Annotated in this window: 26 protein-coding genes, 1 tRNA gene and 1 pseudogene; 23 read left to right on the forward strand and 5 right to left on the reverse strand. The window is 61.4% G+C overall.

The annotated features are described in order from the left end of the window. Positions 1–71: 71 nt before the first annotated feature. From NKJ55_RS04030 to NKJ55_RS04060, 7 genes are all read left to right on the forward strand, one after another. Positions 72–662: a peptidylprolyl isomerase gene (locus tag NKJ55_RS04030; RefSeq protein WP_352448769.1), complete on the forward strand. Its 591-nt coding sequence runs from the start codon at positions 72–74 to the stop codon at positions 660–662. A 29-nt stretch (positions 663–691) separates the two neighbouring features. Further along, the gene (locus NKJ55_RS04035) at positions 692–1,204 is read left to right on the forward strand and encodes a peptidylprolyl isomerase (RefSeq protein WP_352448770.1); all 513 of its coding nucleotides are present in this window, start codon (positions 692–694) and stop codon (positions 1,202–1,204) included. Then, on the forward strand, positions 1,201–1,599 hold the full coding sequence (locus tag NKJ55_RS04040; protein ID WP_352448771.1) for a hypothetical protein: 399 nt from the start codon (positions 1,201–1,203) through the stop codon (positions 1,597–1,599). The genes NKJ55_RS04035 and NKJ55_RS04040 overlap by 4 nt, the downstream gene beginning before the upstream one ends. Positions 1,600–1,611: 12 nt before the next feature. Then, entirely contained in the window at positions 1,612–2,697 is a 1,086-nt protein-coding gene (gene queA / locus NKJ55_RS04045; protein WP_352448772.1) for a tRNA preQ1(34) S-adenosylmethionine ribosyltransferase-isomerase QueA, read from the forward strand. Continuing rightward, entirely contained in the window at positions 2,687–2,956 is a 270-nt protein-coding gene (locus NKJ55_RS04050; RefSeq protein WP_352448773.1) for a hypothetical protein, read from the forward strand. Before queA ends, NKJ55_RS04050 begins: the two co-directional genes overlap by 11 nt. An 8-nt stretch (positions 2,957–2,964) precedes the next feature. Beyond that, on the forward strand, positions 2,965–4,095 hold the full coding sequence (gene tgt, locus NKJ55_RS04055) for a tRNA guanosine(34) transglycosylase Tgt (protein ID WP_352448774.1): 1,131 nt from the start codon (positions 2,965–2,967) through the stop codon (positions 4,093–4,095). Between the two features lie 215 nt (positions 4,096–4,310). Beyond that, the gene (locus NKJ55_RS04060; RefSeq protein WP_352448775.1) at positions 4,311–5,690 is read left to right on the forward strand and encodes a glycosyltransferase family protein; all 1,380 of its coding nucleotides are present in this window, start codon (positions 4,311–4,313) and stop codon (positions 5,688–5,690) included. 9 nt (positions 5,691–5,699) lie between these two features. Here NKJ55_RS04060 and NKJ55_RS04065 read toward each other — a convergent pair whose 3' ends face one another. Then, a complete protein-coding gene (locus NKJ55_RS04065) occupies positions 5,700–6,119 on the reverse strand; it encodes a DUF4864 domain-containing protein (RefSeq protein ID WP_352448776.1) in 420 nt (139 codons plus the stop codon). 241 nt (positions 6,120–6,360) lie between these two features. Between NKJ55_RS04065 and NKJ55_RS04070 the strand changes: the two genes are divergently transcribed. From NKJ55_RS04070 to glpK, 15 genes and pseudogenes are all read left to right on the forward strand, one after another. After that, positions 6,361–6,597: an Lrp/AsnC ligand binding domain-containing protein gene (locus NKJ55_RS04070; RefSeq protein WP_023674883.1), complete on the forward strand. Its 237-nt coding sequence runs from the start codon at positions 6,361–6,363 to the stop codon at positions 6,595–6,597. Between the two features lie 172 nt (positions 6,598–6,769). Further along, positions 6,770–8,182: a circularly permuted type 2 ATP-grasp protein gene (locus tag NKJ55_RS04075; protein WP_352448777.1), complete on the forward strand. Its 1,413-nt coding sequence runs from the start codon at positions 6,770–6,772 to the stop codon at positions 8,180–8,182. A gap of 164 nt (positions 8,183–8,346) precedes the next feature. After that, positions 8,347–9,288, forward strand: a complete 942-nt coding sequence (locus NKJ55_RS04080; protein WP_352448778.1) for an alpha-E domain-containing protein — start codon at positions 8,347–8,349, stop codon at positions 9,286–9,288. A gap of 61 nt (positions 9,289–9,349) precedes the next feature. Then, positions 9,350–10,144 (forward strand): transglutaminase family protein, encoded by a 795-nt coding sequence (locus NKJ55_RS04085; protein ID WP_352448779.1) that lies wholly within the window; start codon positions 9,350–9,352, stop codon positions 10,142–10,144. Between the two features lie 31 nt (positions 10,145–10,175). Continuing rightward, positions 10,176–10,907 carry a proteasome-type protease gene (locus tag NKJ55_RS04090; RefSeq protein ID WP_352448780.1) on the forward strand — a complete coding sequence of 244 codons (732 nt, stop codon included), beginning with the start codon at positions 10,176–10,178 and terminating at the stop codon, positions 10,905–10,907. Between the two features lie 61 nt (positions 10,908–10,968). Further along, positions 10,969–12,382, forward strand: a pseudogene (locus NKJ55_RS04095) (pyridoxal phosphate-dependent decarboxylase family protein). 129 nt (positions 12,383–12,511) lie between these two features. Continuing rightward, positions 12,512–13,279, forward strand: a complete 768-nt coding sequence (locus NKJ55_RS04100; protein WP_023674889.1) for a DeoR/GlpR family DNA-binding transcription regulator — start codon at positions 12,512–12,514, stop codon at positions 13,277–13,279. A gap of 125 nt (positions 13,280–13,404) precedes the next feature. Further along, positions 13,405–14,931: a glycerol-3-phosphate dehydrogenase gene (gene glpD, locus NKJ55_RS04105; protein ID WP_352448781.1), complete on the forward strand. Its 1,527-nt coding sequence runs from the start codon at positions 13,405–13,407 to the stop codon at positions 14,929–14,931. A gap of 39 nt (positions 14,932–14,970) precedes the next feature. Then, the gene (locus tag NKJ55_RS04110; RefSeq protein WP_352448782.1) at positions 14,971–16,050 is read left to right on the forward strand and encodes an ABC transporter ATP-binding protein; all 1,080 of its coding nucleotides are present in this window, start codon (positions 14,971–14,973) and stop codon (positions 16,048–16,050) included. A 9-nt stretch (positions 16,051–16,059) separates the two neighbouring features. After that, on the forward strand, positions 16,060–17,127 hold the full coding sequence (locus tag NKJ55_RS04115; protein WP_352448783.1) for an ABC transporter ATP-binding protein: 1,068 nt from the start codon (positions 16,060–16,062) through the stop codon (positions 17,125–17,127). Between the two features lies 1 nt (position 17,128). Next, a complete protein-coding gene (locus NKJ55_RS04120) occupies positions 17,129–17,995 on the forward strand; it encodes a carbohydrate ABC transporter permease (RefSeq protein WP_023674893.1) in 867 nt (288 codons plus the stop codon). A gap of 1 nt (position 17,996) precedes the next feature. Then, positions 17,997–18,911, forward strand: a complete 915-nt coding sequence (locus tag NKJ55_RS04125) for a carbohydrate ABC transporter permease (protein WP_352448784.1) — start codon at positions 17,997–17,999, stop codon at positions 18,909–18,911. Positions 18,912–19,084: 173 nt separating this feature from the next. Beyond that, positions 19,085–19,351, forward strand: coding sequence for a DUF2160 domain-containing protein (locus NKJ55_RS04130; protein WP_031193610.1), 267 nt, complete (start codon positions 19,085–19,087; stop codon positions 19,349–19,351). Between the two features lie 78 nt (positions 19,352–19,429). Continuing rightward, complete coding sequence (locus NKJ55_RS04135; RefSeq protein WP_352448785.1) at positions 19,430–21,157, forward strand: ABC transporter substrate-binding protein; 1,728 nt, start codon at positions 19,430–19,432, stop codon at positions 21,155–21,157. Between the two features lie 145 nt (positions 21,158–21,302). Then, positions 21,303–22,820, forward strand: coding sequence for a glycerol kinase GlpK (gene glpK / locus NKJ55_RS04140; protein WP_352448786.1), 1,518 nt, complete (start codon positions 21,303–21,305; stop codon positions 22,818–22,820). A 51-nt stretch (positions 22,821–22,871) separates the two neighbouring features. On the opposite strand, the gene NKJ55_RS04145 is transcribed toward glpK, so the two are convergent. Continuing rightward, entirely contained in the window at positions 22,872–23,345 is a 474-nt protein-coding gene (locus NKJ55_RS04145) for a BA14K family protein (protein ID WP_023674898.1), read from the reverse strand. A 308-nt stretch (positions 23,346–23,653) separates the two neighbouring features. Here NKJ55_RS04145 and NKJ55_RS04150 point away from each other — a divergent pair. Then, positions 23,654–23,729: transfer RNA gene (locus NKJ55_RS04150), tRNA-Lys, on the forward strand. 88 nt (positions 23,730–23,817) lie between these two features. Here NKJ55_RS04150 and NKJ55_RS04155 read toward each other — a convergent pair. From NKJ55_RS04155 to plsY, 3 genes are read right to left on the reverse strand one after another with little or no spacing between them, the layout of a single operon-like run. Continuing rightward, positions 23,818–24,213, reverse strand: a complete 396-nt coding sequence (locus NKJ55_RS04155; protein WP_352448787.1) for a hypothetical protein — start codon at positions 24,211–24,213, stop codon at positions 23,818–23,820. A gap of 46 nt (positions 24,214–24,259) precedes the next feature. Next, entirely contained in the window at positions 24,260–25,384 is a 1,125-nt protein-coding gene (gene dprA, locus NKJ55_RS04160; RefSeq protein WP_352448788.1) for a DNA-processing protein DprA, read from the reverse strand. Further along, the gene (gene plsY / locus NKJ55_RS04165) at positions 25,381–25,968 is read right to left on the reverse strand and encodes a glycerol-3-phosphate 1-O-acyltransferase PlsY (protein ID WP_352448789.1); all 588 of its coding nucleotides are present in this window, start codon (positions 25,966–25,968) and stop codon (positions 25,381–25,383) included. The genes dprA and plsY overlap by 4 nt, the downstream gene beginning before the upstream one ends. Between the last annotated feature and the right edge of the window lie 15 nt (positions 25,969–25,983).

Genomic DNA, 25,983 nt, shown 5'->3' on the forward strand with positions numbered 1-25,983 from the left:
ATGTCACCCAAAAGTGGAACCCGGCTTTGGGTAACGACATGCATGAACGAAGATATTCGGAGAAGGATCCCATGCAGCTGAAAAAGCTTGCCTTCTTGCTTGCCGTGCTTGCCGGTCTTGTGACCGCATCCGTGTCGGCCTTTGCCGCCGATCCGGAAAACACCATGATCGTAACGCTGAAGGACGGCGACGTGACCATCGCGCTGAGGCCCGACCTTGCGCCGAAGCACGTCGCGCAGATCAAAAAGCTGGTGCGCCAGGGCGCCTACGACAACGTCGCCTTTCACCGCGTCATCGACGGCTTCATGGCGCAGACCGGCGACGTCAAGTTCGGCAACATGAAGCGCGGCTTCAATGCCGACGCTGTCGGCACCGGCGGCTCCGATCTTCCCGACCTGCCGGCCGAATTCTCCAGCACCGAGCACTACCAGCGCGGCGTGGTCGGCATGGCCCGCTCCGACGATCCGAATTCCGCCAATTCGCAATTCTTCATCATGTTCGCCCCGGCACCGCCGCTCGATGGCCAGTACACCATCGTTGGCAATGTCGTCAGCGGCATGGAGCTGGTGGACCACATCAAGAAAGGCGACGAGGCGCAGAACGGGACGGTGACCGACCCCGATCGCATGATCAAGGTGCGCATCGCCGCGGACGGCAAGTAACCCCAATTGTTCAAAAGGATATTTCTGACATGGCCGAAATCAAGGACCGCGAGAACGCGCTTATCATGGACACGACCAAGGGCAAGGTCGTCATCGAATTGTATCCAGATCTGGCGCCCGGCCATGTCGGCCGTATCAAGGAGCTGGCCCGCGAAGGCGCCTATGACGGCGTGGTCTTCCACCGCGTCATCGACGGCTTCATGGCGCAGACCGGCGACGTGAAGTTCGGCAATTCCAACAAGCCGTCTTTCGCGCCATCGCGCGCCGGCACTGGCGGTTCCGACAAACCCGATCTGAAGGCCGAGTTCTCCAACGCCAACCACGGCCGCGGCACCTGCTCGATGGCGCGCTCGCAGAACCCGAACTCGGCCAATTCGCAGTTCTTCATCTGCTTCGACGATGCCGCCTTCCTCAACCGCCAGTACACGGTATGGGGCCAGGTCATCGAAGGCATGGACAACGTCGACAAGATCAAGCGCGGCGAACCGGTGCAGGATCCTGACAAGATCGTGTCGCTCAAGGTCGCGGCCGACGTGAAATGACCGGCCGGGCTGTCGCGGCCATCGCATTTGTGCTCGTCGCGGCGGCCACTCCGGCGCTGGCGACGGAATCGATCGTCTGCAGCGCCGACGGCGGCGCGGCATCGATTGATGTTTTGATGGGACACACGGCCGTCATTGCGGTGGCGCGTGTGTGGCTGGATGCCGGCGGCAAGACATGGACCACGGACGGACAGCCAGGCTCAACGAAAGTCATCGTGGGACAGGCATTCGAAGACGACGAGCGCATGCTGATCGATCTCACTGATGAGGGCCTCAGCTCGATCGTGGCCAAATCGCGGCTGGTCAAGGCCAGCGAGCAGTCCAGCTTCGCAATGGGCGGTACGCTGAGCATAGACAGTGTCGGCGCCTGGGCGGTGACCTGCCCGGAACCTTGAGGCGGGGATTTCTTGCGCGTCGATCTTTTCGATTTCGATCTGCCGGAAGAGCGCGTCGCGCTTCGCCCAGCCGAACCGCGCGACAGCGCCAGAATGCTGGTGGTCAGGCCGGCTGAGGGGCTCGAGGACCGGACGGTGCGCGACCTGCCGTCCCTGCTCAAGGCCGGTGATGTGCTGGTCTTCAACGACACCAAGGTCATTCCGGCGCAGCTGAAAGGCATCAGGCGGCGCGGCGAAGCAGCAGCGCAGGTCGAAGCCACGCTGCATATGCGGATGGCGCCCGACCGGTGGCTAGCCTTCATGCGTCCGGGCAAGCGCATCGCCGCCGGCGATCGCATCCATTTCGGTCATGACGCCAATTCCTGCTTTCTCGGCCAGCTCGATGCGACAGTGATCGAGAAGGGGGAAGGCGGCGAGGTGCTGCTCGGCTTCGACCTGTCAGGTCCGTTCCTCGACGAGGTGCTGCACGCTGTCGGCCACATCCCGCTGCCGCCCTACATCGCCTCGAAGCGTGACGACGACGAACGCGACCGCAGCGATTATCAGACCATTTATGCGAGGGAGGAGGGCGCGATCGCCGCGCCGACGGCAGGGCTGCATTTCACGCCGGAGCTGTTTGCGAGGCTCGACGCCAAGGGCATAGAGCGCCGTTTCGTCACGCTGCATGTCGGCGCCGGTACGTTCCTGCCGGTGAAGGCGGACGACACCGCCGACCACAAGATGCACGCCGAAACCGGTTCGGTCAGCCCGGAAACCGCCGAGGCGCTGAATGCGGCGAAAGCAAAAGGAGGGCGCATTATCGCTGTCGGCACGACATCGCTGCGCTTATTGGAGAGCGCGGCCGGCGAGGACGGCTGGCTGGCCGCATGGTCAGGCCCGACAGACATCTTCATCACGCCCGGCTATCGTTTCAAGACCGCAGACATGCTGATGACCAATTTCCATCTGCCGCGTTCGACGCTGTTCATGCTGGTTTCGGCCTTCTGCGGTTTGCAGACGATGCGGGCGGCTTATGCGCATGCCATCGAGAACCGCTACAGGTTTTATTCCTATGGAGACGCAAGTCTTCTGTTCAGGGAGGATAGTAATGGACGATGACCTGGAAACCTTCGACCGGGAAGCCTTGATCGCCGAGGTCAGGAAACTGCGCGCCGGCATCCGCCAACACCGCGACGCCACCGGCCATGATCTGTGCTGGCATCATCCCGACCTCTGGTCACTTTTGCCCGAAAAGACCGAGCCGGCGATTGCCGTGCCGCCGTGGCCGAAATTCATGCGCGGCTGCATCCGCTACCGGCAATCACTCGACAAGCAAGCCCCGGACGCGCCGGTATTCGACAAGGAGTTCGATGGCTAGGGAATTCAATGACTGACGCATTCACCTTCAAGGTGCTGGCGACCGACGGCAGGGCGCGGCGTGGTGCAATCACCATGCCGCGCGGGGAAATCCGCACGCCTGCCTTCATGCCGGTCGGTACCGGCGGCACGGTGAAGGCCATGTATATGGATCAGGTGCGCGGCGTCGGCTCGGACATTATCCTCGGCAACACCTACCACCTGATGCTAAGACCCGGCGCCGAGCGCGTGGCGCGGCTCGGCGGCCTGCATGAATTCGCCCGCTGGCCGCATCCAATCCTGACCGACAGCGGCGGCTTCCAGGTGATGTCGCTGTCGAAGCTGCGGAAACTGACCGAGAACGGCGTTACCTTCCGTTCGCATATCGACGGCGGCGCCTACGAGATGTCGCCGGAGCGTTCGATAGAGATCCAGGGGCTGCTCGATTCCGACATCCAGATGCAGCTCGACGAATGCACGGCGCTGCCGGCCAAGCAGAACGAGATCGAGCGTGCCATGGAGTTGTCGTTGCGCTGGGCCGAGCGTTGCAAGACGGCATTCGGCGAGCAGCCCGGCAAGGCGATGTTCGGCATTGTGCAAGGCGGCGACGTGCCGGATCTGCGGCTGCGCTCGGCGCAGGCGCTGAAGGCAATGGAGCTGAAGGGCTATGCGATCGGCGGGCTGGCTGTCGGCGAGCCGCAAGCGGTGATGCTGGAGATGCTCGACATCACTTGCCCGGAGCTGCCGGCTGACCGGCCGCGCTACCTGATGGGCGTCGGCACCCCGGACGACATTTTGAAGTCGGTGGCGCGCGGCATCGACATGTTCGACTGCGTGATGCCGACGCGGGCAGGGCGCCACGGCCTTGCATACACACGGCGCGGCAAGGTCAATCTGCGCAACGCCCGCCATGCCGACGATCCGCGTCCGCTCGACGAGGAAAGCGACTGCCCGGCCGCACGCGACTATTCGCGGGCCTATTTGCACCATCTGGTGCGCTCGCAAGAGGCGCTTGGGGCGATGCTCCTGACCTGGAACAATCTGTCCTATTACCAGCAGCTGATGCGCGACATTCGTGAAGCGATCGAGGCTGGCAGGTTCGCCGAACAAGCCGAGATCATCACGCAGCAATGGGCAAACGGTGACCTCGCCGTCCGGTAGGCATGCCCGCCAGGAATCCGGCTCCAGGGAGGAGTTGCCCCTGCCATGAACTGTTTTGAAACGACTGCCTAATAAGCATTGCCGGACGACATCGGGCGAGGATCAAGAACCTGTTCGTTTCGGGGCAAGTTTCAGTTCCTGGCACGCCGGTGCGGACGAACGGCATCGCTGCACCTTCGCCCTCCGTGGCTGTCCAGCAATGGACGGCGGGGTCGTTGCTTGCCGCTCTGATGATCGCCGTGACCGGCCTGGTCTTGCGCTCGCTTGGCGCGCGCGGCGACCTTTGGCTGGACGAGATCTGGAGCTTTGCGCTGATCGAGCCGCTGACCTCGATCGACCAGATATTCTGGCGCGTCAATCACGACAACAATCATTTCCTCAACTCGGTCTATCTCTATCTCATTGGCCCCGATGCTTCGCCGCTGATGCAGCGAGGTCTGTCGATAGCATTAGGTGTTGCCACGATCGCTGCGGCGGCAGCGAGCGCCGCATCGCGCGGACGACAGGCGATGATCGCCACAAGCCTGTTGTTTGCCGTGAGCTACCCAATGGTCCATTACGGCTCGGAGGCGCGCGGCTATGCCGGCCTTGTGCTGTTCACGCTGCTTTCGGTGGTTTTTCTGGAGCGCCGGCTCGACAATAGACGGTGGTCTGGCGCGGCCTTGGCAGCGGCGATCCTTTTCGGCTTCCTGTGCCATCTCACCATGATCGGAATGGTGGCGGTCCTCGCAATCTGGACCGCTTGGCTCGCCTGGCAGCGTACGGCGAAGGTCGGCCGTGTCGTTGCGGACCTGGCGTCGATCTTCCTGCCGGGCTTGCTTGCCGTGCTGCCGCTGGCTGTCGGCGTGTTTGTCGGCTGCAGGCTGTTCGGCTTCAGTGTCGGTGGTGTTTCGCCGTTCTCGATTGCCGCCTTCGCGCAGGGCTATGGCGGGATGATCCGCTCTCTGTTCGGGCTGCCACCCTGGTTCGGCGACGGGCCCTACATCGTTGCCGCCTGCTGTCTTGTCGGCCTCTCCGCCGGTGTCTGGCGCGGTCGCCGAGCCAGCCTTCATGCGATCGGGATTATCGGACTGCCTTTGCTCATGGCGGCGGCGCATCTGCCCAACCTCGAGTTCCCACGCTATTTCATCATCAGCGGAACATTGCTGCTGCTCTGGGCCGGCGAGATGATTGGCCGCGGCCTGGATGCTCGCGGGACTGCAAGGCTACTTGCGATGGGAGCGCTTGCGATCGTGGTGAGTGGAAGCATTTCGTCGCTGCTCCAGCTCTATCAATATGGACGCGGCTCCTACGCCGCTATCGTCGATGAAATGACCAGGAACGGCGCAACCACCTATGCCAGCGACGGCAATTTCCGCACCCCCATTGTCGTCGACTATTTTGCGGCGCGAATGGATCGTCGGGCATTGCTGGTTCCAGACGACGGGATGTGCACCGAACGGCCCGCCTGGCTGGTCCTCGAGGGGGACGTGGACAAACAAGCCGAACATGTCCAACCGACGGCCGCATGCGCTCTGGCGTATGAACGGGCCGATGCGTCGAGGCATTGGGGGTTTTCAGGCCTGAGTTGGACGCTCTATCGGCGACAGGATTGAAACAACCCTTTAGGTGCTGAGCGACGTGGACGCACGCAGGCTGCAGCCGGTGATCCGAAAGCTGCCGTCAGGCTGTAGTTCGAGCGTGTAGACCGCCTCGTAGTCCTTGCCATCCGGGCCGACGATCAGCACTTGCTGGATGATCGAGGTCGGGCTCGTCTCGCGAACCTTGCCGAAGGAGTAGGTCTGCGGTTGGCGCACCGGCGGATAGCCTTTTGTCACCATGTTCATGAAGGTATCGACGGTCGGAAAGACGCGTTTCACATTCGGTGCGGCAAAGCTGTAGGCCGTCATTCCGTCATTGGCGATGAAGGCCCTCAACTGCCCATCGATGACCGTCTGCGCCGCTTTGACTTCGGCGTCGCCAGCAAAGGCCTGGGATGCGAAAATGAATGGAACGACTGCGAATGCGAAAAACGCGCGGCGCATGGCCTGTCTCCGTTGTCCCTGAGAAATCGCTGCCTGAAGGTACATGATACCATACGCTTTGCAGTGCTTCAGGGTTTCAGCCGAGCGCAAACATTCGGCGTGGCAGTCCGTGTCCAGACCGAGATGCATTGTCGAGGCGAGAACAGCCTGAGCGATTGCCGATGCTTGAAAGGCGAACGGCAGTCTGCCACAAGGGCCGCTCGATTATACCTAGAGCGTGCGATGTGAGCAGGACCAGGCAATGAAGGCATTTTTCGTGCAGATAAAGTGCGATCTGGGCAAGGCCTACGACGTTGCCAGCGCCCTGGCCGATGCCGAGATTGCTTCGGAAATCTACTCGACAGCCGGAAACTACGACCTGCTCGCCAAATTCTATGTCGACGACGAGGAAGACATCGGCCACTTCGTCAACGAGAAAGTGCAGATTCTTCCCGGCATCAAGGACACGTTCACGGTCGTCACCTTTCGCGCGTTTTGATCCCCATCCGGCATCTGCCCGGACACCAGGCAAAGCCTGATCAAGGCCCTATTGGTGCTGCCTTAATTTTAGGCAAGTGCGATATACTGATCGCCGGCGCCCAACAAATCACCGATTGCGCTTGATTTTCTCCAGCGAGGCCAGTGAAATGGCGCCACAGGGGAGTATGCGATTGGCAGCGTTCGATGAAATGCTTCCGGAAGTTTCCGGGCTGAGAAAACCGTATTCGGCTTACGATCGCTGGCTGAAGGAACAGGACCCGGCCAGACTTACCGAGAAGATGCAGGACGCCGAACGCGTCTTTCGTAAGACAGGCATCACTTTCGCCGTCTACGGCGAGCAGGAAGCATCGGAGCGGCTGATACCCTTCGATATCGTTCCGCGCATCATTTCGGGCAATGAATGGCGACGGCTGACGCAAGGCATCGAGCAGCGCGTCCAGGCGCTGAACGCCTTTCTCGACGACATCTACCATCGCCAGGAGATCTTGCGCGCCGGCCGGGTGCCGAAGGAGTTGATCGCCAAGAACGAGGCGTTCCTGCCCGAGATGATCGGGGTGCGGCCGCCGGCCGGCGTCTATACCCACATCATCGGCGTCGACATCGTACGCATTAGCGAGAACGAGTTCTACGTGCTGGAGGACAACGCGCGCACGCCGTCCGGCGTCTCCTACATGCTGGAGAACCGCGAGACGATGATGCAGCTCTTTCCCGAGCTGTTCCAGCAGATCAAGGTGCGGCCGGTTGAGAATTACCCGCAGCTCTTGCGCCAGTCGCTGGCGGCAGTGCGGCCGCAAAGCACCAAGGGCGCGCCGACCATTGCCGTGCTGACGCCGGGTAGCTTCAACTCGGCGTATTTCGAACATGCTTTCCTTGCCGACCAGATGGGCGTGCAGCTTGTCGAGGGGCAGGATCTGCGCGTCGTCGATGGCCATGTCGCGATGCGCACCACCGAGGGCTACAAGCAGATCGACGTGCTTTACCGGCGTGTCGACGACTCGTTCCTCGATCCGCTGACCTTCCGCCCCGACTCGGCACTTGGCGTGCCGGGCATTATGGACGTCTACCGCGCCGGCAACATCACGATCGCCAATGCGCCGGGAACCGGCATCGCCGACGACAAGGCGATCTATTCGTACATGCCCGAGATCGTCGAATTCTACACCGGCCGCAAGGCGATGCTCGGCAACATCCCGACCTGGCGCTGCTCGGAGCCGGACAGCCTGAAATACGTGCTCGAGCACATCGATGAATTGGTTATCAAAGAGGTCCACGGGTCCGGCGGTTACGGCATGCTGGTCGGTCCGGCGGCGACCAAGAAGGAATGCGAGGATTTTTCCAAAAAGCTCGCGGCAAAACCGTCGAACTACATTGCTCAGCCGACGCTGGCACTGTCGACCTGTCCGATCCTGACGGACAAGGGGCTGGCGCCGCGCCATGTCGATCTGCGCCCCTATGTGCTGGTTTCCGACCGTATCCAGATCGTGCCCGGCGGGCTGACCCGAGTAGCGCTCAAGGAAGGCTCGCTGGTCGTCAATTCCTCGCAAGGCGGGGGCACGAAGGATACGTGGGTGTTGGATGATTAGAGTGGAAGTAGCGAGTAGTGAATAGTGAATAGTGAATAGATAAGGATATGCGTCGTTAATGTTGGTGAAATGCCCTGAAGTGAAGCGCGCGGAATCGTGCCCTGGAATCTGGATAGTCACCATTCACCATTCACCTTTCACTATTCACCACAGGACCGCCTGACATGCTTCTCGGCCGCACCGCCAACGGGCTTTACTGGATGAACCGCTACATCGAGCGGGCGGAAAACATGGCGCGGCTGGTGGATGCCGGCTTGCGCATGGCGCTGACTCGTACTCAGAACGCTTCGGAGGAGTGGAATTCGGTGCTGCTCAGCGCCGGTTCGGACGCCAGCTTCACGCAGAAATATTCCGACTACACCGCCGCCAATGTCGCCGACTATCTGCTGCGCGACACATCGAACCCGTCGAGCACGATGTCGTCTATCGACACGGCCCGTAACAATGCCCGCATGGTGCGTACCGCACTGACGCGTGAAACCTGGGAAAGCATCAACGAAGCCTGGATGTCGCTGAAGCGGATGCTGGCCAAGCCGATCGACGAGCGCGACCTGCCCAACGCGCTCGACGCAATTAAGCGCGAGACGGCGCTGATCCGCGGCTCGTTCTACGGCACGATGCTGCGCAACGAGATTTTCGATTTCTCGCAGCTCGGCACTTATGTCGAACGCGCCGACAACACCGCGCGTATCCTGGATGTGAAATACTACGTGCTGTTGCCGTCGATCTCCTGGGTCGGCTCGACGCTCGACAACTACCAATGGGAATCGATCCTGCGCTCGGTGTCGGCGCACCGTTCCTATCGCTGGGTCTATGATGCCGACTACAAGCCGAGCAACATCGCCGATTATCTGATCCTCAACGTCCGCATGCCGCGCTCGCTGACCTTTTGCTACCGCTTCCTGACGGAGCATCTCAAATTCCTGGGTGACGACTATGGGGAGCGCCACGCCTGCCATGCGACGGCTGCCAAGACCCAGGCCATGCTGACGGCCGGGTCGATCAAGGATATTTTCGACGCCGGCCTGCACGAATTCCTGGCCAATTTCATCCGCGACAACACCAGGCTCGGCGACGAGATCGCGCAGGATTACAGGTTCTATTGAGCATGACCCCAAAAAGCGGAGACCGGTTTTCGGAAAAGCTCATGCTCCAGGGACGAGTGCGATGCGGCTGAAGATCACCCACCTGACGGAATACCGCTACGATGCGCCGGTGCACTATCTGTTGCAGCGTTTGCGGCTGCTCCCGGTGAACGGGCGCACCCAGACGGTGCTGTCCTGGGCGCTGAGGATCGAAGGCGCACGCGAGGAAGTGCGCTTCACCGACCATTTCGGCAATGATACCCGGCTGTTGAGCGTCGAGGGCGAGCGCGACTTCATCACCGTCGAAGCAGCCGGCGAAGTGGTGACGCGCGACACCGCTGGCGTCTGCGGACCGCACCAGGGTTTCGCGCCGCTCTGGCTGTTCGGCCAGGAAACGCCGCTGACGACGATCGGAAGCGGCATTCGCGAGCTTGCTGCCTCGGTCGGCAAGGGTACCGACATCGAAAGGCTGCACCGGTTGATGGCGGTGATCGGCGAGCGCGTCGCTTATACGCCGGACACCACCAACGTGACGACGCCGGCCGAAGAGGCCCTGGCGCTCAAGACCGGCGTTTGCCAGGACCACAGCCACATCTTCGTTGCCGCGGCGCGTGCCATGGATTTTCCAGCCCGCTATATCAGCGGCTACCTGATGATGGATGCGGCCATCGAGCAGGCGGCAAGCCACGCTTGGGCCGAGGCGCATGTCTCGGGCCTCGGCTGGGTCGCCTTCGATGTCGCCAACGGCATTTCTCCGGATGAGCGCTATGTGAAGGTGGCGACCGGCCGCGATTATCGCGACGCCACGCCGGTATCTGGAATTCGGCTGGGACAGGCGGAAGAACAGCTTGCGGTCACCGTCACCGTGGAGCAGTAATCCCCGGCAAGATTGTTGCCAAAGAGATTCGATGACCTATTGCGTCGGCCTGAAGATCGATCGCGGGCTCGTGTTCATGTCGGACACGCGCACCAACGCCGGCATGGATTCAATTTCGACCTTCAGGAAGATGCATGTCTGGGAAGAGCCGGGCGAGCGCGTCATCGTTTTGATGTCGGCCGGCAATCTGGCGACGACCCAGGCCGTGGTCAGCCTGCTCGACGAACGCACCAAGGCAGTGGCGGAGCGCCGTGCCACGCTGCTCGAAACGCCCTCCATGTACCAGACAGTCCGGTTGGTCGGAGACACCGTCAAGGAGGTCATCGCCAGTTCGTCGCCGGCTGGCGAAAAGGCGGATTCCTACTTCAACGCCTCCTTCATCCTCGGCGGTCAGATCAAGGGCAGCGCGCCGCGCCTGTTCATGATCTATCCGGAAGGCAATTTCATCGAATCGACCGACGACACGCCGTTCTTCCAGATCGGTGAGACCAAATACGGCAAGCCGATCATTATCCGCGCTTATGAAAAGACGATGAGTTTCGCCGAGACGGTGAAATTGCTGCTGGTGTCGTTCGACTCGACGCTGAAGTCGAACCTGTCGGTCGGCCTGCCGCTCGACCTGCTGTTCTATGAAAAGGACACTTTCAAGGTCGGCCTCAAAAAGCGAATAACCCAGGACGATCAATATTATCGTACGATCTCGGATAGCTGGTCGAACGCGCTGAAGACCGCCTTTGCCAGTCTGCCTGATTTTCCCGAATGAAAACCTTCGTTTTTCGTGCTCTTTGATCGCGGCTCGATGAGGCGCCACGGAGGCGAAGAAGATGAATAGCAACGAATTCCGCGAGTGGTCGCTACGAGCGGCTGAATGGGGCGTCGACTACAGAAACAGCCTTCGCGAGAGACCGGTGCGGCCGCTTGTCGAGCCGGGCGAAATCTTCAAAAGCGTCGATGCCGCGCCGCCGGAAGACGGTGAAACGATGCAGGCAATCTTCGCCGATTTCGAACAAAAGATCCTGCCTGGCATGACGCACTGGCAGCATCCGCGTTTCTTCGCCTATTTCCCGGCCAATGCGGCACCGGTCTCCGTCGTGGCCGAGTATCTGGTTTCCGCGATGGCCGCGCAATGCATGCTCTGGCAGACCTCGCCGGCGGCAACCGAGCTCGAGACGCGGGTCGTCGATTGGATGCGGCAGGCGCTTGGTTTGCCGGAGGGATTTTCCGGCGTCATGCAGGATTCGGCTTCATCGGCGACGCTTGCCGCCGTACTGACCATGCGCGAGCTCGCGCTCGACTGGCAAGGCAACAAGAACGGCTTGCAAGGGCAGCCGGTCGTGCGGATCTATTCTTCCGACCAAGTCCATACTTCCATCGACCGGGCGATCTGGGTGTCGGGCATCGGCGAGGCGAACCTCGTGCGCATTCCGGTCGCCGGACGCTTCCGCGCCATGCAGACGGCGGCTCTGGAAGCCGCGATCGTTACCGACCGCGAAAACGGCATGCTGCCGGCGGGCATCATCGCCAGCGTCGGCGGCACAAGTACCGGCGGCACCGACAATGTGGCGGCTGTTGCCGAGGTGGCGAAGCGGCACGGGCTCTACCTGCATGTCGATGCCGCATGGGCCGGCTCCGCCATGATCTGCCCCGAGTTCCGGCATTTCTGGACCGGCGCCGAAAAATGCCGATTCCATCGTCTTCAACCCGCATAAATGGTTGGGGGCACAATTCGATTGCTCGATGCAGTTCATTCGCCAGCCGAAAGACCTGGTCCGCACGCTGGCGATCAAGCCCGAATTCCTGAAAACGCATGGCCGCGACGGGGTCATCAACTACTCCGAATGGTCGGTGCCGCTCGGACGGAGGTTCCGCGCTCTGAAACTTTGGTTCCTGCTGCGTGCGCATGGGTTGGAAAATCTGCGGAACATGATCCGCAACCATGTTGCCTGGAGCGAGAGCCTCGCCGCGCGGCTGGCTCGGGAACCGGATTTCGAGATCGTCACGGAACCGATGCTGTCGCTATTCTCATTCCGCCATCTCGCGGCTGCGGCCATCGACTCTGACGAGCACAATTTGCGGTTGGTCAGCGCGATCAACGATGACGGCCGCATTTACCTGACGCAGACCCGGGTGGACGGGCAGGTGGCGATCCGCTTTCAGGTCGGGCAGTTCGAAACGACTGCGGCGGACGTCGATACTGCGTTCGAGGTCATCACTGAGATCGCGCGTGGGCTGAGTTGATAGCCTCGTCGAGATCGCGCCGGAGCTTTTCTCGCTGCAGTCGTCCGATTTTCATTAGCCGGCCCATACCTGTTCATGGCTTTCGTTTTCAGCTATAGACGAGAAAAACGAAAATGAGAGGGTTGCTAGATGTATCTGTCGCCGCGTCATTCCGAAATCATCCAGATGGCCAAGGACCATGGCCGCGTACTGGTCGAGGAGCTGGCGACGCATTTCAACGTGACGCCGCAGACGATCCGCAAGGATCTCAACGATCTCTGCGACCAGCGGCTTTTGTCCCGCATCCATGGCGGGGCATTGTTCCCCTCCGGCATCGAGAACATGGAATATGAGGCTCGGCGCAAGATCGCCGCCGAGGAGAAGGAGGCGATCGGCCGCGCAGCAGCCCGGCTGATCCCCGACAACGCGTCTCTGTTCATCAATATCGGGACAACGACGGAAGCTGTCAGCAAGTCGCTTCTCGATCACAGCGGCCTGATGGTCATCACCAATAACATCAATGTTGCCAACAGGATGCGCATATATCCTTCGATCGAGGTGGTGATCGCCGGCGGTGTCGTGCGCGGTTCCGACGGCGGTGTGGTCGGCGAGGCCGCGGTCGATTTCATCAGGCAGTTCAAGGTCGATTTTGCGGTGATCGGCGCCTCGGCCATCGACCATGACGGCGCACTGCTCGACTTCGATTTTCGCGAGGTGAAGGTGGCTCAGGCGATCATCGCCAACGCCCGACATGTGATCCTGGTGTCGGACCAGACCAAATTCGAGCGCACCGCGCCCGTCCGCATCGGCCATCTGTCGCAGGTCAACACCTTTATCACCGATCGTTGCGACATCCCGTCGGTGCGTAAGATCTGCCAGGAGGCAGAAGTTCAGCTGATCGAAACGTCGCTCTCCTAGAGATGCCGTTGCGGCATCTTCCGCCTATCATATTTCGTTTGACATTCGTTATCATTTCGAAATAATTCCTCGACGGTTTCGCAAGAACCCAAAAATGCTGCAATGCGAAATCGAGGGAGGATTCTTTGAGCGCATCACCGATTCATGACATTTTCGTCATCGGTGGCGGCATCAATGGCTGCGGCATCGCCCGCGATGCCGTTGGACGTGGCTTTTCGGTTTTTCTTGCCGAGATGAACGATCTGGCCAGCGGGACCTCTTCCGGCTCGACCAAACTGATCCATGGCGGCTTGCGCTATCTCGAATTCTACGAATTCCGCCTGGTGCGCGAAGCGCTGATGGAACGCGAGGTCCTGTGGAGGAACGCGCCGCACATCATCTGGCCGATGCGCTTTGTGCTGCCATACGCCAAGGGGCTGCGTCCGGCCTGGCTGATCCGGCTCGGGCTTTTCCTCTACGACCATATTGGCGGGCGCAAATTGCTGCCGCCGACGAAAACGCTGGACATGGCCAAGGATCCGGCCGGCAAGCCGCTGAAGCCGCTGTTTCGAAAGGCCTTCGAATATTCGGACGGTTGGGTCAACGATGCCCGGCTGGTTGTGTTGAACGCCCGCGACGCTGCCGAGCGCGGCGCAACCATTCGAACCCGAACAAAGGTCGTCAGCGCACGCCGCGAAGGCGATCTCTGGATGGTCAGGCTTGAAAATGTGCGGACCGGCGATACCGAGGAGGTCAAGGCGCGGCTGCTGGTCAATGCCGCCGGCCCGTGGGTCGATCAGGTGCTGTCGGCCACCGTCGGCTTGAACGACGTGCACAATGTCCGCCTCGTACAAGGCAGCCATATCGTCGTGGGCAAGAAATTCGACGACCCACGCGCCTATTTCTTTCAGAACAAGGACGGGCGCATCATTTTCGCCATCCCTTACGAGGACGAATTCACGCTCATCGGCACGACCGATCGTGACTATCCCGGCGATCCGCACAACGTCAGGATCAATGACGCCGAGATCGACTATCTCTGCGCTGCGGCAAGCGAATATTTCGCGCAGCCGGTCAAGCCGTCGGATATCGTCTGGACCTATTCCGCGGTGCGACCGCTCTACGACGATGGCGCCTCAAAGGCGCAGGAAGCCACCCGAGACTATGTGCTGAAGGCCGATGGAGGCGAGGGTGCCGCCCCGATCGTCAACGCCTTTGGCGGCAAGATCACGACCTACCGCCGATTGTCGGAATCGATGCTCGAGAAGATCGAGGGTTTTCTCGGCAAGCGCGGCAAACCATGGACGGCAAACGCGCCGCTGCCCGGCGGTGACTTTCCCGTCACCGGCTTCGATGCCGAGGTGGCGAAACTGAAAACGGCGTACCCGTTCCTCGACGCCCGGCTGGCCCGCCGGTTGACCCAGCTTTACGGCACCCGCGCAAGGAAGCTGCTGGGCCTCGCCAAGTCGAACGTCGATCTTGGCCGTAACTTCGGCGCCGATCTCTACGAAGCCGAGGTGCGCTACCTCGTCGAAAACGAATGGGCGATGACTGCCGAGGATGTATTGTGGCGCCGGACCAAGCGCGGCCTGCGTCTCAGCCGTGAGCAGGCGGCAGTGCTCGACGAGTTCATGCGCGGAATAAGCCGGCAGCACGTAGCGGCTGCCGAATAGGAACGGCCGACTGATGCAGAAAGCCTGGGAGGAGGCATCATGCTTGAACTGAGAAACGTGACGAAGACGGTGGGTGCGGCGGAACATATCCGCGACGTCTCGCTGACGCTTCAGCACGGCTCGCTCAACGTCCTGCTCGGGCCGACGCTCTCCGGCAAGACCAGCCTGATGCGGCTGATGGCGGGCCTCGACGTGCCGACCTCGGGCTCGGTCTGGTTCGATGGCAAGGATGTCACCGGCATGCCGGTGCAAAAGCGCAACGTCGCCATGGTCTACCAGCAATTCATCAATTATCCGGCGATGACGGTCTACGAAAACATCGCCTCACCGCTGCGGGTGGCCGGCACGGATCAGGCAACGATCGACAGGGAGGTGCGCAATGCCGCCGCCCTTCTCAAACTAACGCCCTATCTCGACCGGACGCCTCTCAGTCTGTCGGGCGGCCAGCAGCAGCGCACCGCGCTGGCCCGCGCCATCGTCAAGAATGCCAGCCTCGTGCTGCTCGACGAGCCGCTCGCCAATCTCGACTATAAGCTGCGTGAAGAATTACGCGCGGAACTGCCGAAAGTCTTCGCGGCCGCCGGTACAATCTTTGTTTATGCCACGACCGAGCCGCACGAGGCCTTGCTGCTCGGCGGCAACACGGCAACGCTTTCCGAGGGCAGCATCACCCAGTTCGGGCCGACCATCGAAGTGTTCCGCAAACCGGTCGATCTGGTGACGGCGAGAACCTTCGCCGATCCGCCGCTCAACACCATCGTGCTTGCCAAGAAGGGCCTGGATTTCCTGCTCGAGGGCGGCGTGAAATTGCCGGTGCCGGCGGAACTCTTCGGCGTCGCCGATGCGATCTATACGATCGGCTTCCAGCCGCATCATCTGTCCCTCGATCGGCCCAACGCCGCCGCAGTGCCGGTGCGCGCAAAGGTGACGATCACCGAGATCACCGGATCGGAAAGCTTCATCCATCTCGATTTTGCCGATGCGCGCTGGGTCATGCTGACCCACGGCATTCGCGACTTCGAGCCGGACGAGGAGGTCGAGGTGTTCATCGACCCGCGCCACATCATGGTCTTCGACGAGCACGGCCGCGCGATGGCCGCGCCGAAGCTGGCGGCTTAGGAGGAAGCGATGGCGCGCATCGACGTCAATCATATCCGCCACTCCTATCTGCAGAACCCGCGCACGGATGCCGATTTCGCGCTGAAGGAAGTGCACCACACCTTCGAGGATGGCGGCGCTTATGCGCTGCTCGGCCCATCCGGCTGCGGCAAGACCACGCTGCTCAACATCATTTCGGGATTGCTGCATCCCTCGCACGGCCAGCTGCTGTTCAACGGCAGGGACGTGACCAATCTGTCGACCCAAGAGCGCAACATTGCCCAGGTCTTCCAGTTCCCGGTGATCTACGACACGATGACCGTCTACGACAATCTGGCGTTCCCGCTGCGCAATCGCGGCGTGCCGGAGGCCGACGTCGACCGTAAGGTGCGCGAGACGCTGGAGATGACCGGGCTGGCCGATATGGCCAAACGAAAGGCGCGCGGACTGACCGCCGACCAGAAGCAGAAAATCTCGCTCGGACGTGGGCTGGTGCGCTCCGACGTCAATGCCATCCTGTTCGACGAGCCTTTGACCGTCATCGACCCGCATATGAAATGGGTGCTGCGCTCGCAGTTGAAGCAGCTTCACCGCCGCTTCGGTTACACCATGGTCTACGTCACGCACGACCAGACCGAGGCCTTGACCTTCGCCGACAGGGTGGTCGTCATGTATGACGGCGAAATCGTGCAGATCGGCACACCGGCGGAGCTGTTCGAGCGCCCGCGCCACACTTTTGTCGGCTATTTCATCGGCTCGCCCGGCATGAATGTCATGCCGGTGGCGATCGACGGCAAGACAGCGAAGCTGGGCTCGCAGCAGATCGAACTGGCGGGCGTGCCCAAGGCGGGCGGCGGCGCCATCGAGCTCGGCATCCGTCCCGAATATGTGCGCCTGGGCAGCCAGGGCATGGCCGTCCGGGTCAGCAAGGTCGAGGACGTCGGCCGCCATAAGGTGGTCCGTGCCAATCTCGAAGGACGCGAGATCGCCGCCGTCATCGGCGAGGACGAGACAGTTCCGGCTGATCCGAAGGTGCGGTTCGACCCGGCCGGCATCAACATCTATGCCGATTCCTGGCGCGTCGAGATGGGAGCCTGAAGTGGAAAAGACCTGGAACAACAGAGCCTGGTTCCTGGTGCTGCCGGTGCTGCTGCTGGTGGCGTTCTCGGCGGTCATACCGCTGATGACGGTCGTCAATTATTCGGTGCAGGACACTTTCGGCAATAACGTCTTCTTCTGGGCCGGCACGGAATGGTTCGAGGAACTGCTTTCCTCCAGCCGCTTCTGGCAGGCGATGATCCGCAACCTTGTCTTCTCCTTCATCATCCTGGCGATCGAAGTGCCGCTCGGCATCTTCATTGCGCTCAATATGCCGAAGAAGGGTTGGGGCGTGCCTGTTTGCCTTGTTTTGATGGCGTTGCCGCTGCTGATCCCGTGGAACGTCGTCGGCACCATCTGGCAGGTGTTCGGGCGCAACGACATTGGCCTGCTCGGCTATTACGTCAACGCGCTCGGCATCGACTATAATTATGTGCAAGACCCATATGACGCCTGGGTCACGGTCATCATCATGGACGTCTGGCATTGGACCAGCCTCGTCGTTCTGCTCTGCTACGCCGGCCTGGTCTCGATCCCGGATGCCTTTTATCAGGCGGCCAAGATCGACGGTGCCTCGCGCTGGGCGGTGTTCCGTTACATCCAGCTGCCGAAGATGAACCGCGTGCTGCTGATCGCCGTGCTGCTGCGCTTTATGGATAGCTTCATGATCTACACCGAACCGTTCGTGGTGACCGGCGGCGGACCCGGCAACTCGACGACCTTTCTTTCGATCGATCTCGTCAAGACCGCGCTCGGCCAGTTCGACCTCGGCCCGGCGGCGGCGATGTCGCTGGTCTACTTCCTTATCGTCCTGTTGTTGTCATGGGTGTTCTACACCGTGATGACCAATTACGACGCGGAGCGCTGAGATGAGCCGCACCGAAGAGAGAGCCGATAGGGTGAGCGAGACGACAGCTTCGGAAGGGCTCGCCAGCACGCTACGGCAGGACGAGATCGCACGGCTGATGCGCCGTCGCGGCGAGGAGTCGCGTTGGTGGTGGATCGTGCCGACGCTCTACATCATCGTTCTGCTTTTGCCGATCTACTGGCTCATCAATATGAGCTTCAAGACCAATGGCGAGATCGTCTCGTCGCTGACGCTCTACCCGCACGCACCGACATTGGCGAATTACCGCACCATCTTCACCGACGCGTCCTGGTATTCGGGCTACATCAACTCGATCACCTATGTGGTTATGAACATGGTGATTTCGGTGGCTGCGGCACTGCCTGCTGCCTATGCCTTTTCGCGCTATCGCTTCCTCGGCGACAAGCATCTGTTCTTCTGGCTGCTGACCAACCGCATGGCGCCGCCGGCGGTGTTCGCGCTGCCATTCTTCCAGCTTTATTCGGCCTTCGGCCTTATCGACACCCACATCGCCGTGGCTCTGGCGCATTGCCTGTTCAACGTGCCGCTGGCGGTGTGGATCCTCGAAGGCTTCATGTCGGGCGTACCCAAGGAGATCGACGAGACCGCCTATATCGACGGCTATTCGTTCCCGCGCTTCTTCATCAAGATCTTCATGCCGCTGATTGCGAGCGGCATCGGCGTGGCGTGCTTCTTCTGCTTCATGTTCTCGTGGGTGGAGCTCTTGATCGCCCGTACGCTGACGACAACCGATGCCAAGCCGATCGCCGCGACCATGACCCGCACCGTTTCGGCCGCCGGCATGGATTGGGGGCTGCTCGCCGCAGCCGGCGTGCTGACGCTGATTCCTGGCGCGCTCGTCATCTGGTTTGTGCGCAACTACATCGCCAAGGGCTTTGCCCTGGGGAGGGTATGATGGAGCAGGTCGACAGAAGCCCATGGTGGTGGGCCGTGCTGCTTCTCGCCATAGTCGTCGTGGCCTGGGTGGCACTTCAAATCGATTTCGTGGCAATAACGGTAGGCTTCAGCGATCCGGCTAATATCCGCCTGTGGGGATTTAACCTCTCGTCCAACCTCGATTTTTCGTGGATGGCTTGGACGTGGCCGACCGCGGCCTTCTTTGGAACCATCTTTCTGCTGCTTTGCGGCATGGCGGTGTGGGAATACGTCTCGCCGGGCGGCAATCCGCGCGTCGGCGTGCTGCGGTTCGAAACGACGCGTGGCGACCGCCTGTTCCTGTCGCTGCTTGGCAGCGCCTTTATCCATCTCGCTTGGCTGGGTCTAGTCGGACCCAATCTGTGGTGGGCTCTCGCTCTCTCCGTGGTCTACGCCGTCGGCGTGTTCCGCTACGTATAGAGGGGGAAACTGTTGGAACGGCGGCGTGCCGGCCGCCGATCCAGATCGCACTTTGAACTTTAACAGTGGAGGAAATACATGCGACGGCAATTCTTGACATCAACAACTGCGCTTGTCCTGTTGCTCGGGGCAAGCAATGCCTATGCCGGAATGGACGAGGCCAAGGCCTTCCTCGATAAGGAAATCGGGCCCCTTTCGACGCTTTCGCGCGCCGACCAGGAAGCCGAGATGCAATGGTTCATCGATGCCGCGAAACCTTTCGCCGGCATGGATATCAAGGTGGTTTCCGAAACCATCGCCACGCATCAGTATGAATCGCAGGTGCTGGCGCCGGCCTTTACGGCCATCACCGGCATCAAGGTTACGCATGACGTCATCCAGGAAGGCGACGTCGTCGAGAAGATCCAGACCCAGATGCAGACCGGCCAGAACCTCTATGACGGCTGGGTCAACGATTCCGATCTGATCGGCACGCACTGGCGCTACCAGCAGGTGCGCAACCTGACCGACTGGATGGCAGGCGACGGCAAGGATGTCACCAACCCGAATCTCGACCTGAAGGATTTCATCGGCACTTCGTTCACCACCGCGCCCGACAAGAAGCTCTACCAGCTTCCCGACCAGCAGTTCGCGAACCTCTACTGGTTCCGTTACGACTGGTTCAACGACGAGAAGAACAAGGCGGACTTCAAGGCCAAATACGGCTACGACCTCGGCGTGCCGGTGAACTGGTCGGCCTATGAGGACATCGCCGAGTTCTTCACCGGGCGTGAGATCGATGGCAAGAAGGTCTACGGCCATATGGATTATGGCAAGAAGGACCCGTCGCTCGGCTGGCGGTTCACCGACGCCTGGCTGTCGATGGCCGGCAATGGCGACAAGGGCATTCCGAACGGTCTGCCCGTCGACGAATGGGGCATCAAGGTCGACGAGAATTCGCGTCCGGTCGGTTCCTGCACGGCGCGCGGCGGCGACACCAATGGTCCGGCTTCTGTCTATGCCATCCAGAAGTACCTCGATTGGCTGAAGGCCTATGCACCGGCGGAAGCCCAAGGCATGACCTTCTCCGAATCGGGGCCAGTTCCGGCGCAGGGCGCGGTTGCCCAGCAGATCTTCTGGTACACCGCCTTCACCGCCAGCATGGTCGACGCCAGCGCCAAGGCGGTGCTGAACGACGACGGCACGCCGAAGTGGCGCATGGCGCCGTCGCCGCATGGCGTCTACTGGAAGGACGGCATGAAGCTTGGCTATCAGGACGTCGGTTCCTGGACGCTGATGAAGTCGACGCCGACCGACCGCGCCAAAGCCGCCTGGCTCTACGCGCAGTTCGTCACCTCGAAGACGGTCGACGTGAAGAAGAGCCATGTCGGCCTGACCTTCATCCGCGAGAGCACGATCCACGACAAGAGCTTCACCGAACGTGCGCCAAAGCTCGGCGGCTTGATCGAGTTCTACCGCTCGCCGGCGCGCGTCCAGTGGTCGCCGACCGGCACCAACGTGCCGGACTATCCGAAGCTGGCACAGCTCTGGTGGCAGGCGATCGGCGATGCTTCGTCGGGTGCCAAGAGCGCGCAGGAAGCGATGGACTCGCTCTGCGGCGAGCAGGAAAAGGTGATGAGCCGCATCGAGAAGTCGGGCGTCCAGGGCGATATTGGCCCGAAGATGGCCGAAGAGCATGACCTCGCCTACTGGAATGCGGACGCGGTCAAGAAGGGCAATCTCGCTCCTCAGCTCAAGATCGAGAACGAGAAGGAAAAGCCGGTCACCATCAACTACGACGAGCTGGTGAAGAGCTGGCAGCAATAGGACCGTTTGATGCGGGCGTCCGCGCCCGCATCGCCATGCTCAGGGGAGGCGGCATGTTGCCGTCTCCCCTGTTTGCGTGAACGGCTCCGCGCCATCTGGCGTCGAGACATCGCAGCACCTTGAATTCGCTTCGACGGGAGAGAGAATGACCGGATATATCCTTGCAATCGACCAAGGGACGACATCGAGCCGGGCGATCCTGTTCGACGACAAGATGATGGTCGTCGGCAGCGGGCAAAAGGAATTCACCCAATATTATCCGGCCTCCGGCTGGGTCGAGCACGATCCCGAGGAGATCTGGTCGAGTGTCGTGGAAACGGTAGAGGCTGCGCTGAAGACAGCCGGCCGCAATGCGGCGGATGTCGCCGCGATCGGCATCACCAACCAGCGCGAAACCCTCGTCATCTGGGACAAGGAGACCGGCAAGCCGATCCACAACGCGATTGTCTGGCAGGACCGCCGCACCGCGCCGCTATGCCAGAAACTGAAGAAGCTGGGGCTGGAGAAGAAATTCACGAAAAAGACCGGCCTGCTGCTCGATCCCTATTTCTCCGGCACCAAGATCGCCTGGATGCTGGACAAGGTGAAGGGCGCCAGAAAACGCGCCGAGAGGGGCGAACTGCTGGCTGGCACCATCGACAGTTTCCTGATTTGGCGCCTGACTGGCGGCAAGGTCCACGCGACTGACGCCACCAATGCCTCGCGCACACTGGTCTACAACATCGAACAAAACGCTTGGGACGACGAGCTGCTGGCCATTTTCGGCATACCTGCAAGAATGCTGCCGCAGGTGAAAGATTGTGCCGATGATTTTGGAATCACCGACAAAAGCCTGTTTGGTGCAGAGATCAGAATCCTCGGTGTGGCCGGCGACCAGCATGCGGCGGCGATCGGCCAAGCCTGTTTCGAGCCAGGCATGATGAAATCTACCTACGGCACCGGTTGCTTCGCGCTGCTCAACACCGGCAGCGATCTGGTTCGTTCGAAGAACCGGCTTTTGACCACCATCGCCTACAGGCTGAACGGCAAGACCACCTACGCTCTGGAAGGCTCGATCTTTATCGCGGGCGCCGCCGTGCAATGGCTGCGCGACGGCATCAAGGTAATCGGCAAGGCCGAGCATAGCGGCAAATTGGCAGCGGAAGCCGATCCGACGCAGAACGTCTATCTGGTGCCTGCTTTCGTCGGGCTCGGCGCGCCCCATTGGGATGCCGAAGCGCGCGGCGCCATATTCGGGCTGACCCGCAATTCGGGGCCGGCGGAATTTGCCCGCGCGGCACTGGAATCCGTTGCGTTCCAAACACGCGACCTGCTTGACGCCATGCGCAAGGACTGGAAGGCCGCCTCGGCCAAGACCGTGCTCAGGGTCGATGGCGGCATGGTGGCGTCGGACTGGACCATGCAGCGGCTGGCCGACATTCTCGATGCGCCGGTAGACCGGCCGACAATTCTCGAGACGACCGCGCTTGGTGCGGCATGGCTGGCCGGCTCGAAGGCCGGTGTCTGGCCGAAGGCGCGGGAATTCGCTAGGAGTTGGGCGCTCGAGCGCCGGTTCAAGCCGGACATGGATGCTTCGACACGTGCGGCCAAGCTGGCCGGTTGGCGCCACGCTGTGCGCAGGACGCTAAGTACGCAGGCAGGGATGCCACCGGATTCGCACTAATGAAAAACCCGCGCCGTTTCGGGCGCGGGCTTGCAGCCTCTAATCTGGGACTCAGTAAGGCGACCGGCACTGCCGGCGCGGACCGTAGTTGGGCTGGTAAGTGTTGTCAGAAGCGCGATAGCTCCGATAACGGTCATAGCACCACTGCACGTGGGCATCGCCACGATAGACACGATTCTGGTTGACGATCGCGCCGGTAATCAGCGCTCCAGTAGCAAACGCAGCCAGCGGGAACCAGAAATCGCCGTGACGGCGATAGCCGCGACGATATTCGCGATAGCCGCGATGGCCACGCCAGTACATGCCGTCGTCACGCGAAAAATTGCGACGGAAATCGCGACGCGAGAAATCGCGATTGAAATTCCGGTGCCTCCGCCACGGCTCGTACTGGACGGTCTGGACATTCGAGGTGAGCCCCTGGGCAGGGGGCGCATAGCTGGGCTGAGCGTTGACTGGCACGATCTCCGCGGCAGCGAATGAGATCGAAAGGGTGGTCGCCAGCAGGCCCGACATGATCCTATTCATGATCTTCTCCTTGAAACGCGTGTCCCTTGTCGCGGAAAAACGGACAGGCTGCGCAAATTGTTCCGCCAAAAATCCCAAGTTGCTGATCTGCAAAGGTTCTCTCGATTCGCTGCTTGCGCTTGTCCCGCAAAGCGCGAGCTTCGGCCTTGCGCGAGAGGGAGGCCGTTCCGTCGACGCCGAAGCGCTCCGCAAGGCATGATGACACTGCAGGACAGTCCGGTTTGCGAGCCGTCTTTTTCCGGTTGACCGGCAGAGGCACTCTCCCTATGTTCCGCGCAATTTCGAGGGCGGCCTTTCTGAGCCCGCGGGAGCGCGTAGCTCAGCCGGTAGAGCAACTGACTTTTAATCAGTAGGTCATGGGTTCGAATCCCATCGCGCTCACCAAAATCAAGATTGTCCAACCCGGAGACATAGGTAACAGATTGTACCTAAGACATGGGTGACAACCTCGTGCCGAACGCATGCAGTGGCTTTAGCCGCCCGCCCCATCGTCCATCATTGTGCCGGTGAGTGCCTCGTAGGCTCTGCTGCACAGCTGTGAATGCGGACAATCCTTCACGGTAAGCACTGGCACCACGGTGAGAACTGCTGCGGCAAGGATTTGCAGGCAAAGACCGACGGCGCTTACCTTTCTGCCGAACACGCCGGCCAGGAAAAAGTAGAGACCCTGGGCCATGCAGGCTGCGGTCAGAATGCCCAGAAGCGTGCTGGTCGCTCTTGCGAAGGGCGTTATGTAGCCATCAGGAAAACCCAGCATGCCGAGATCGGCGGACCATTGCAGCGCCAGCATGACGCTCAGCGCTGACCAGACGAGGGCCGTCGTACGAGTGAACAGCGTCTGCTTTGGTTTGTTGCTCGGATCGGCCATCGGGATCACGTCGGGATTGCTTGCCGTGACATGCGCAAGCTCTCGGTCAGATCAGTGAGACGTTGCCGCCGGGATGGCGTTCGAGACGTCCGGCGAGGTCGAGCTCCAGCAGCACCATGAACACTTGAGCGGGATGCAGGCCGGTGTGGCGGATGATCTCGTCTACCGCCACTGGCGTCGGGCCGAGCGCCTCGGCGACGCGGTCGCGGTCGTCCTCGCGCGGCGGCGGCGTTGCCGAAAAGTCGGGCGGCTCCTCAAGCGGCGATGTCCTTGGGGCCCAGGCGCCGACCAGCGGGGCGATCGCACTGGTGATATCGGCGGCCTCGGTGACAAGGGTTGCGCCGTCCTTGAGCAGGCCATTGGCGCCGGCAGCGCGCGGATCGAGCGGCGAACCGGGAACGGCAAAGACCAGCCGGCCCATCTCGCCGGCAAGCCGGGCGCTGATCAGTGAGCCGGAGCGCTGTGCGGCCTCGACCACCACCAGCCCTAATGCAGCACCCGCGACAAGCCGGTTGCGGCGCGGGAAATCCTGCGCGCGCGGCTGCCAGCCAAACGGCATTTCGGAGATGATGGCGCCGCCGCGCTCGGCAATCTCGTCGCACAGGCCGGCATTTTCGGGCGGATAGGGCAAATCGAGGCCGCCGGCGAGCACGCCGATTGTGCCAGTCGCAAGGCTGCCCTGGTGCGCGGCCGTATCGATGCCGCGCGCCAGGCCGGAGACGATGCCATAGCCGTCGCGGCCGAGATCCGCCGCCAGCATCCGCGCCATCTTGATGCCGGCCAGCGATGCGTTGCGAGCGCCGACGATGGCGACCGCTGGCAAGCGGAACACCGCGCTATTGCCCCTGACCGCGAGCAGCGGCGGCGGATGATCCATGCTTTTCATCAGCGGCGGATAATCCGCTTCGCCGATGCCGACGAAGCGGGCGCCAGCCCGCCGGGCGGTCTCCAACTCCGCCTCGGTCTCGGCAACGGACGGGATGCGGACGATTTTTTTGGCGCCACCCGAAATCATCAGCTCGGGCAGCATCGATAGCGCTGCTTCGGCCGAACCGAACCGGTTGATCAGGTCGCGAAAGGAAGCCGGGCCGACATTCGGCGTGCGGATCAGACGAAGCCAGCTCAGCCGTTGTCGGTCGCTGAGGCGCGGCCCAGCGTCGGGCTCGCTCACTCCTTGGCCCCGATCTTACCCTCGGTGCCGGCAAGCAGCCGCGCAATGTTGCCGCGGTGCTTTACAATGACGATTAGGCTCATCGCCGCGAAAAGCCCGGCAATCTGCGGCGTGCTCAGGAAATACAGTGCCATGGGCACCACGACTGCTGCCGTCAGCGCGGCGAGCGAGGAGTAGCGGAACAGGAAAGCCACCGCCAGCCAGACGACGGCGAAGATCAGCGCCGCCTGCCAGGCAAGGCCGATCAGCACGCCAAGGTAAGTGGCGACACCCTTGCCCCCCTTGAAGCCGAGCCAGACCGGAAAGAGATGACCTAAAAACGCGCCGAAGCCGGCCCAAAGTCCGAGCTCGGGCGCAAAGCGGCCTGCGATCAGCACCGCCGCGGTGCCTTTAAGGGCGTCGAGCAGAAGCGTGGCCGCGGCCAAGCTCTTGTTGCCGGTGCGCAGCACATTGGTGGCGCCGATGTTGCCGGAGCCGATGTTGCGCACGTCGCCGAGGCCGGCGGCACGGGTGATCAGCAGGCCAAACGGGATCGAGCCGAGAAGATAGCCGAACACCAATGCCAAGACGGGACTGTAAGCCATTGTTCCCCCGAACTT

It is taken from the genome of Mesorhizobium sp. M0106 (assembly GCF_040322715.1).
Classification (GTDB): domain Bacteria; phylum Pseudomonadota; class Alphaproteobacteria; order Rhizobiales; family Rhizobiaceae; genus Mesorhizobium.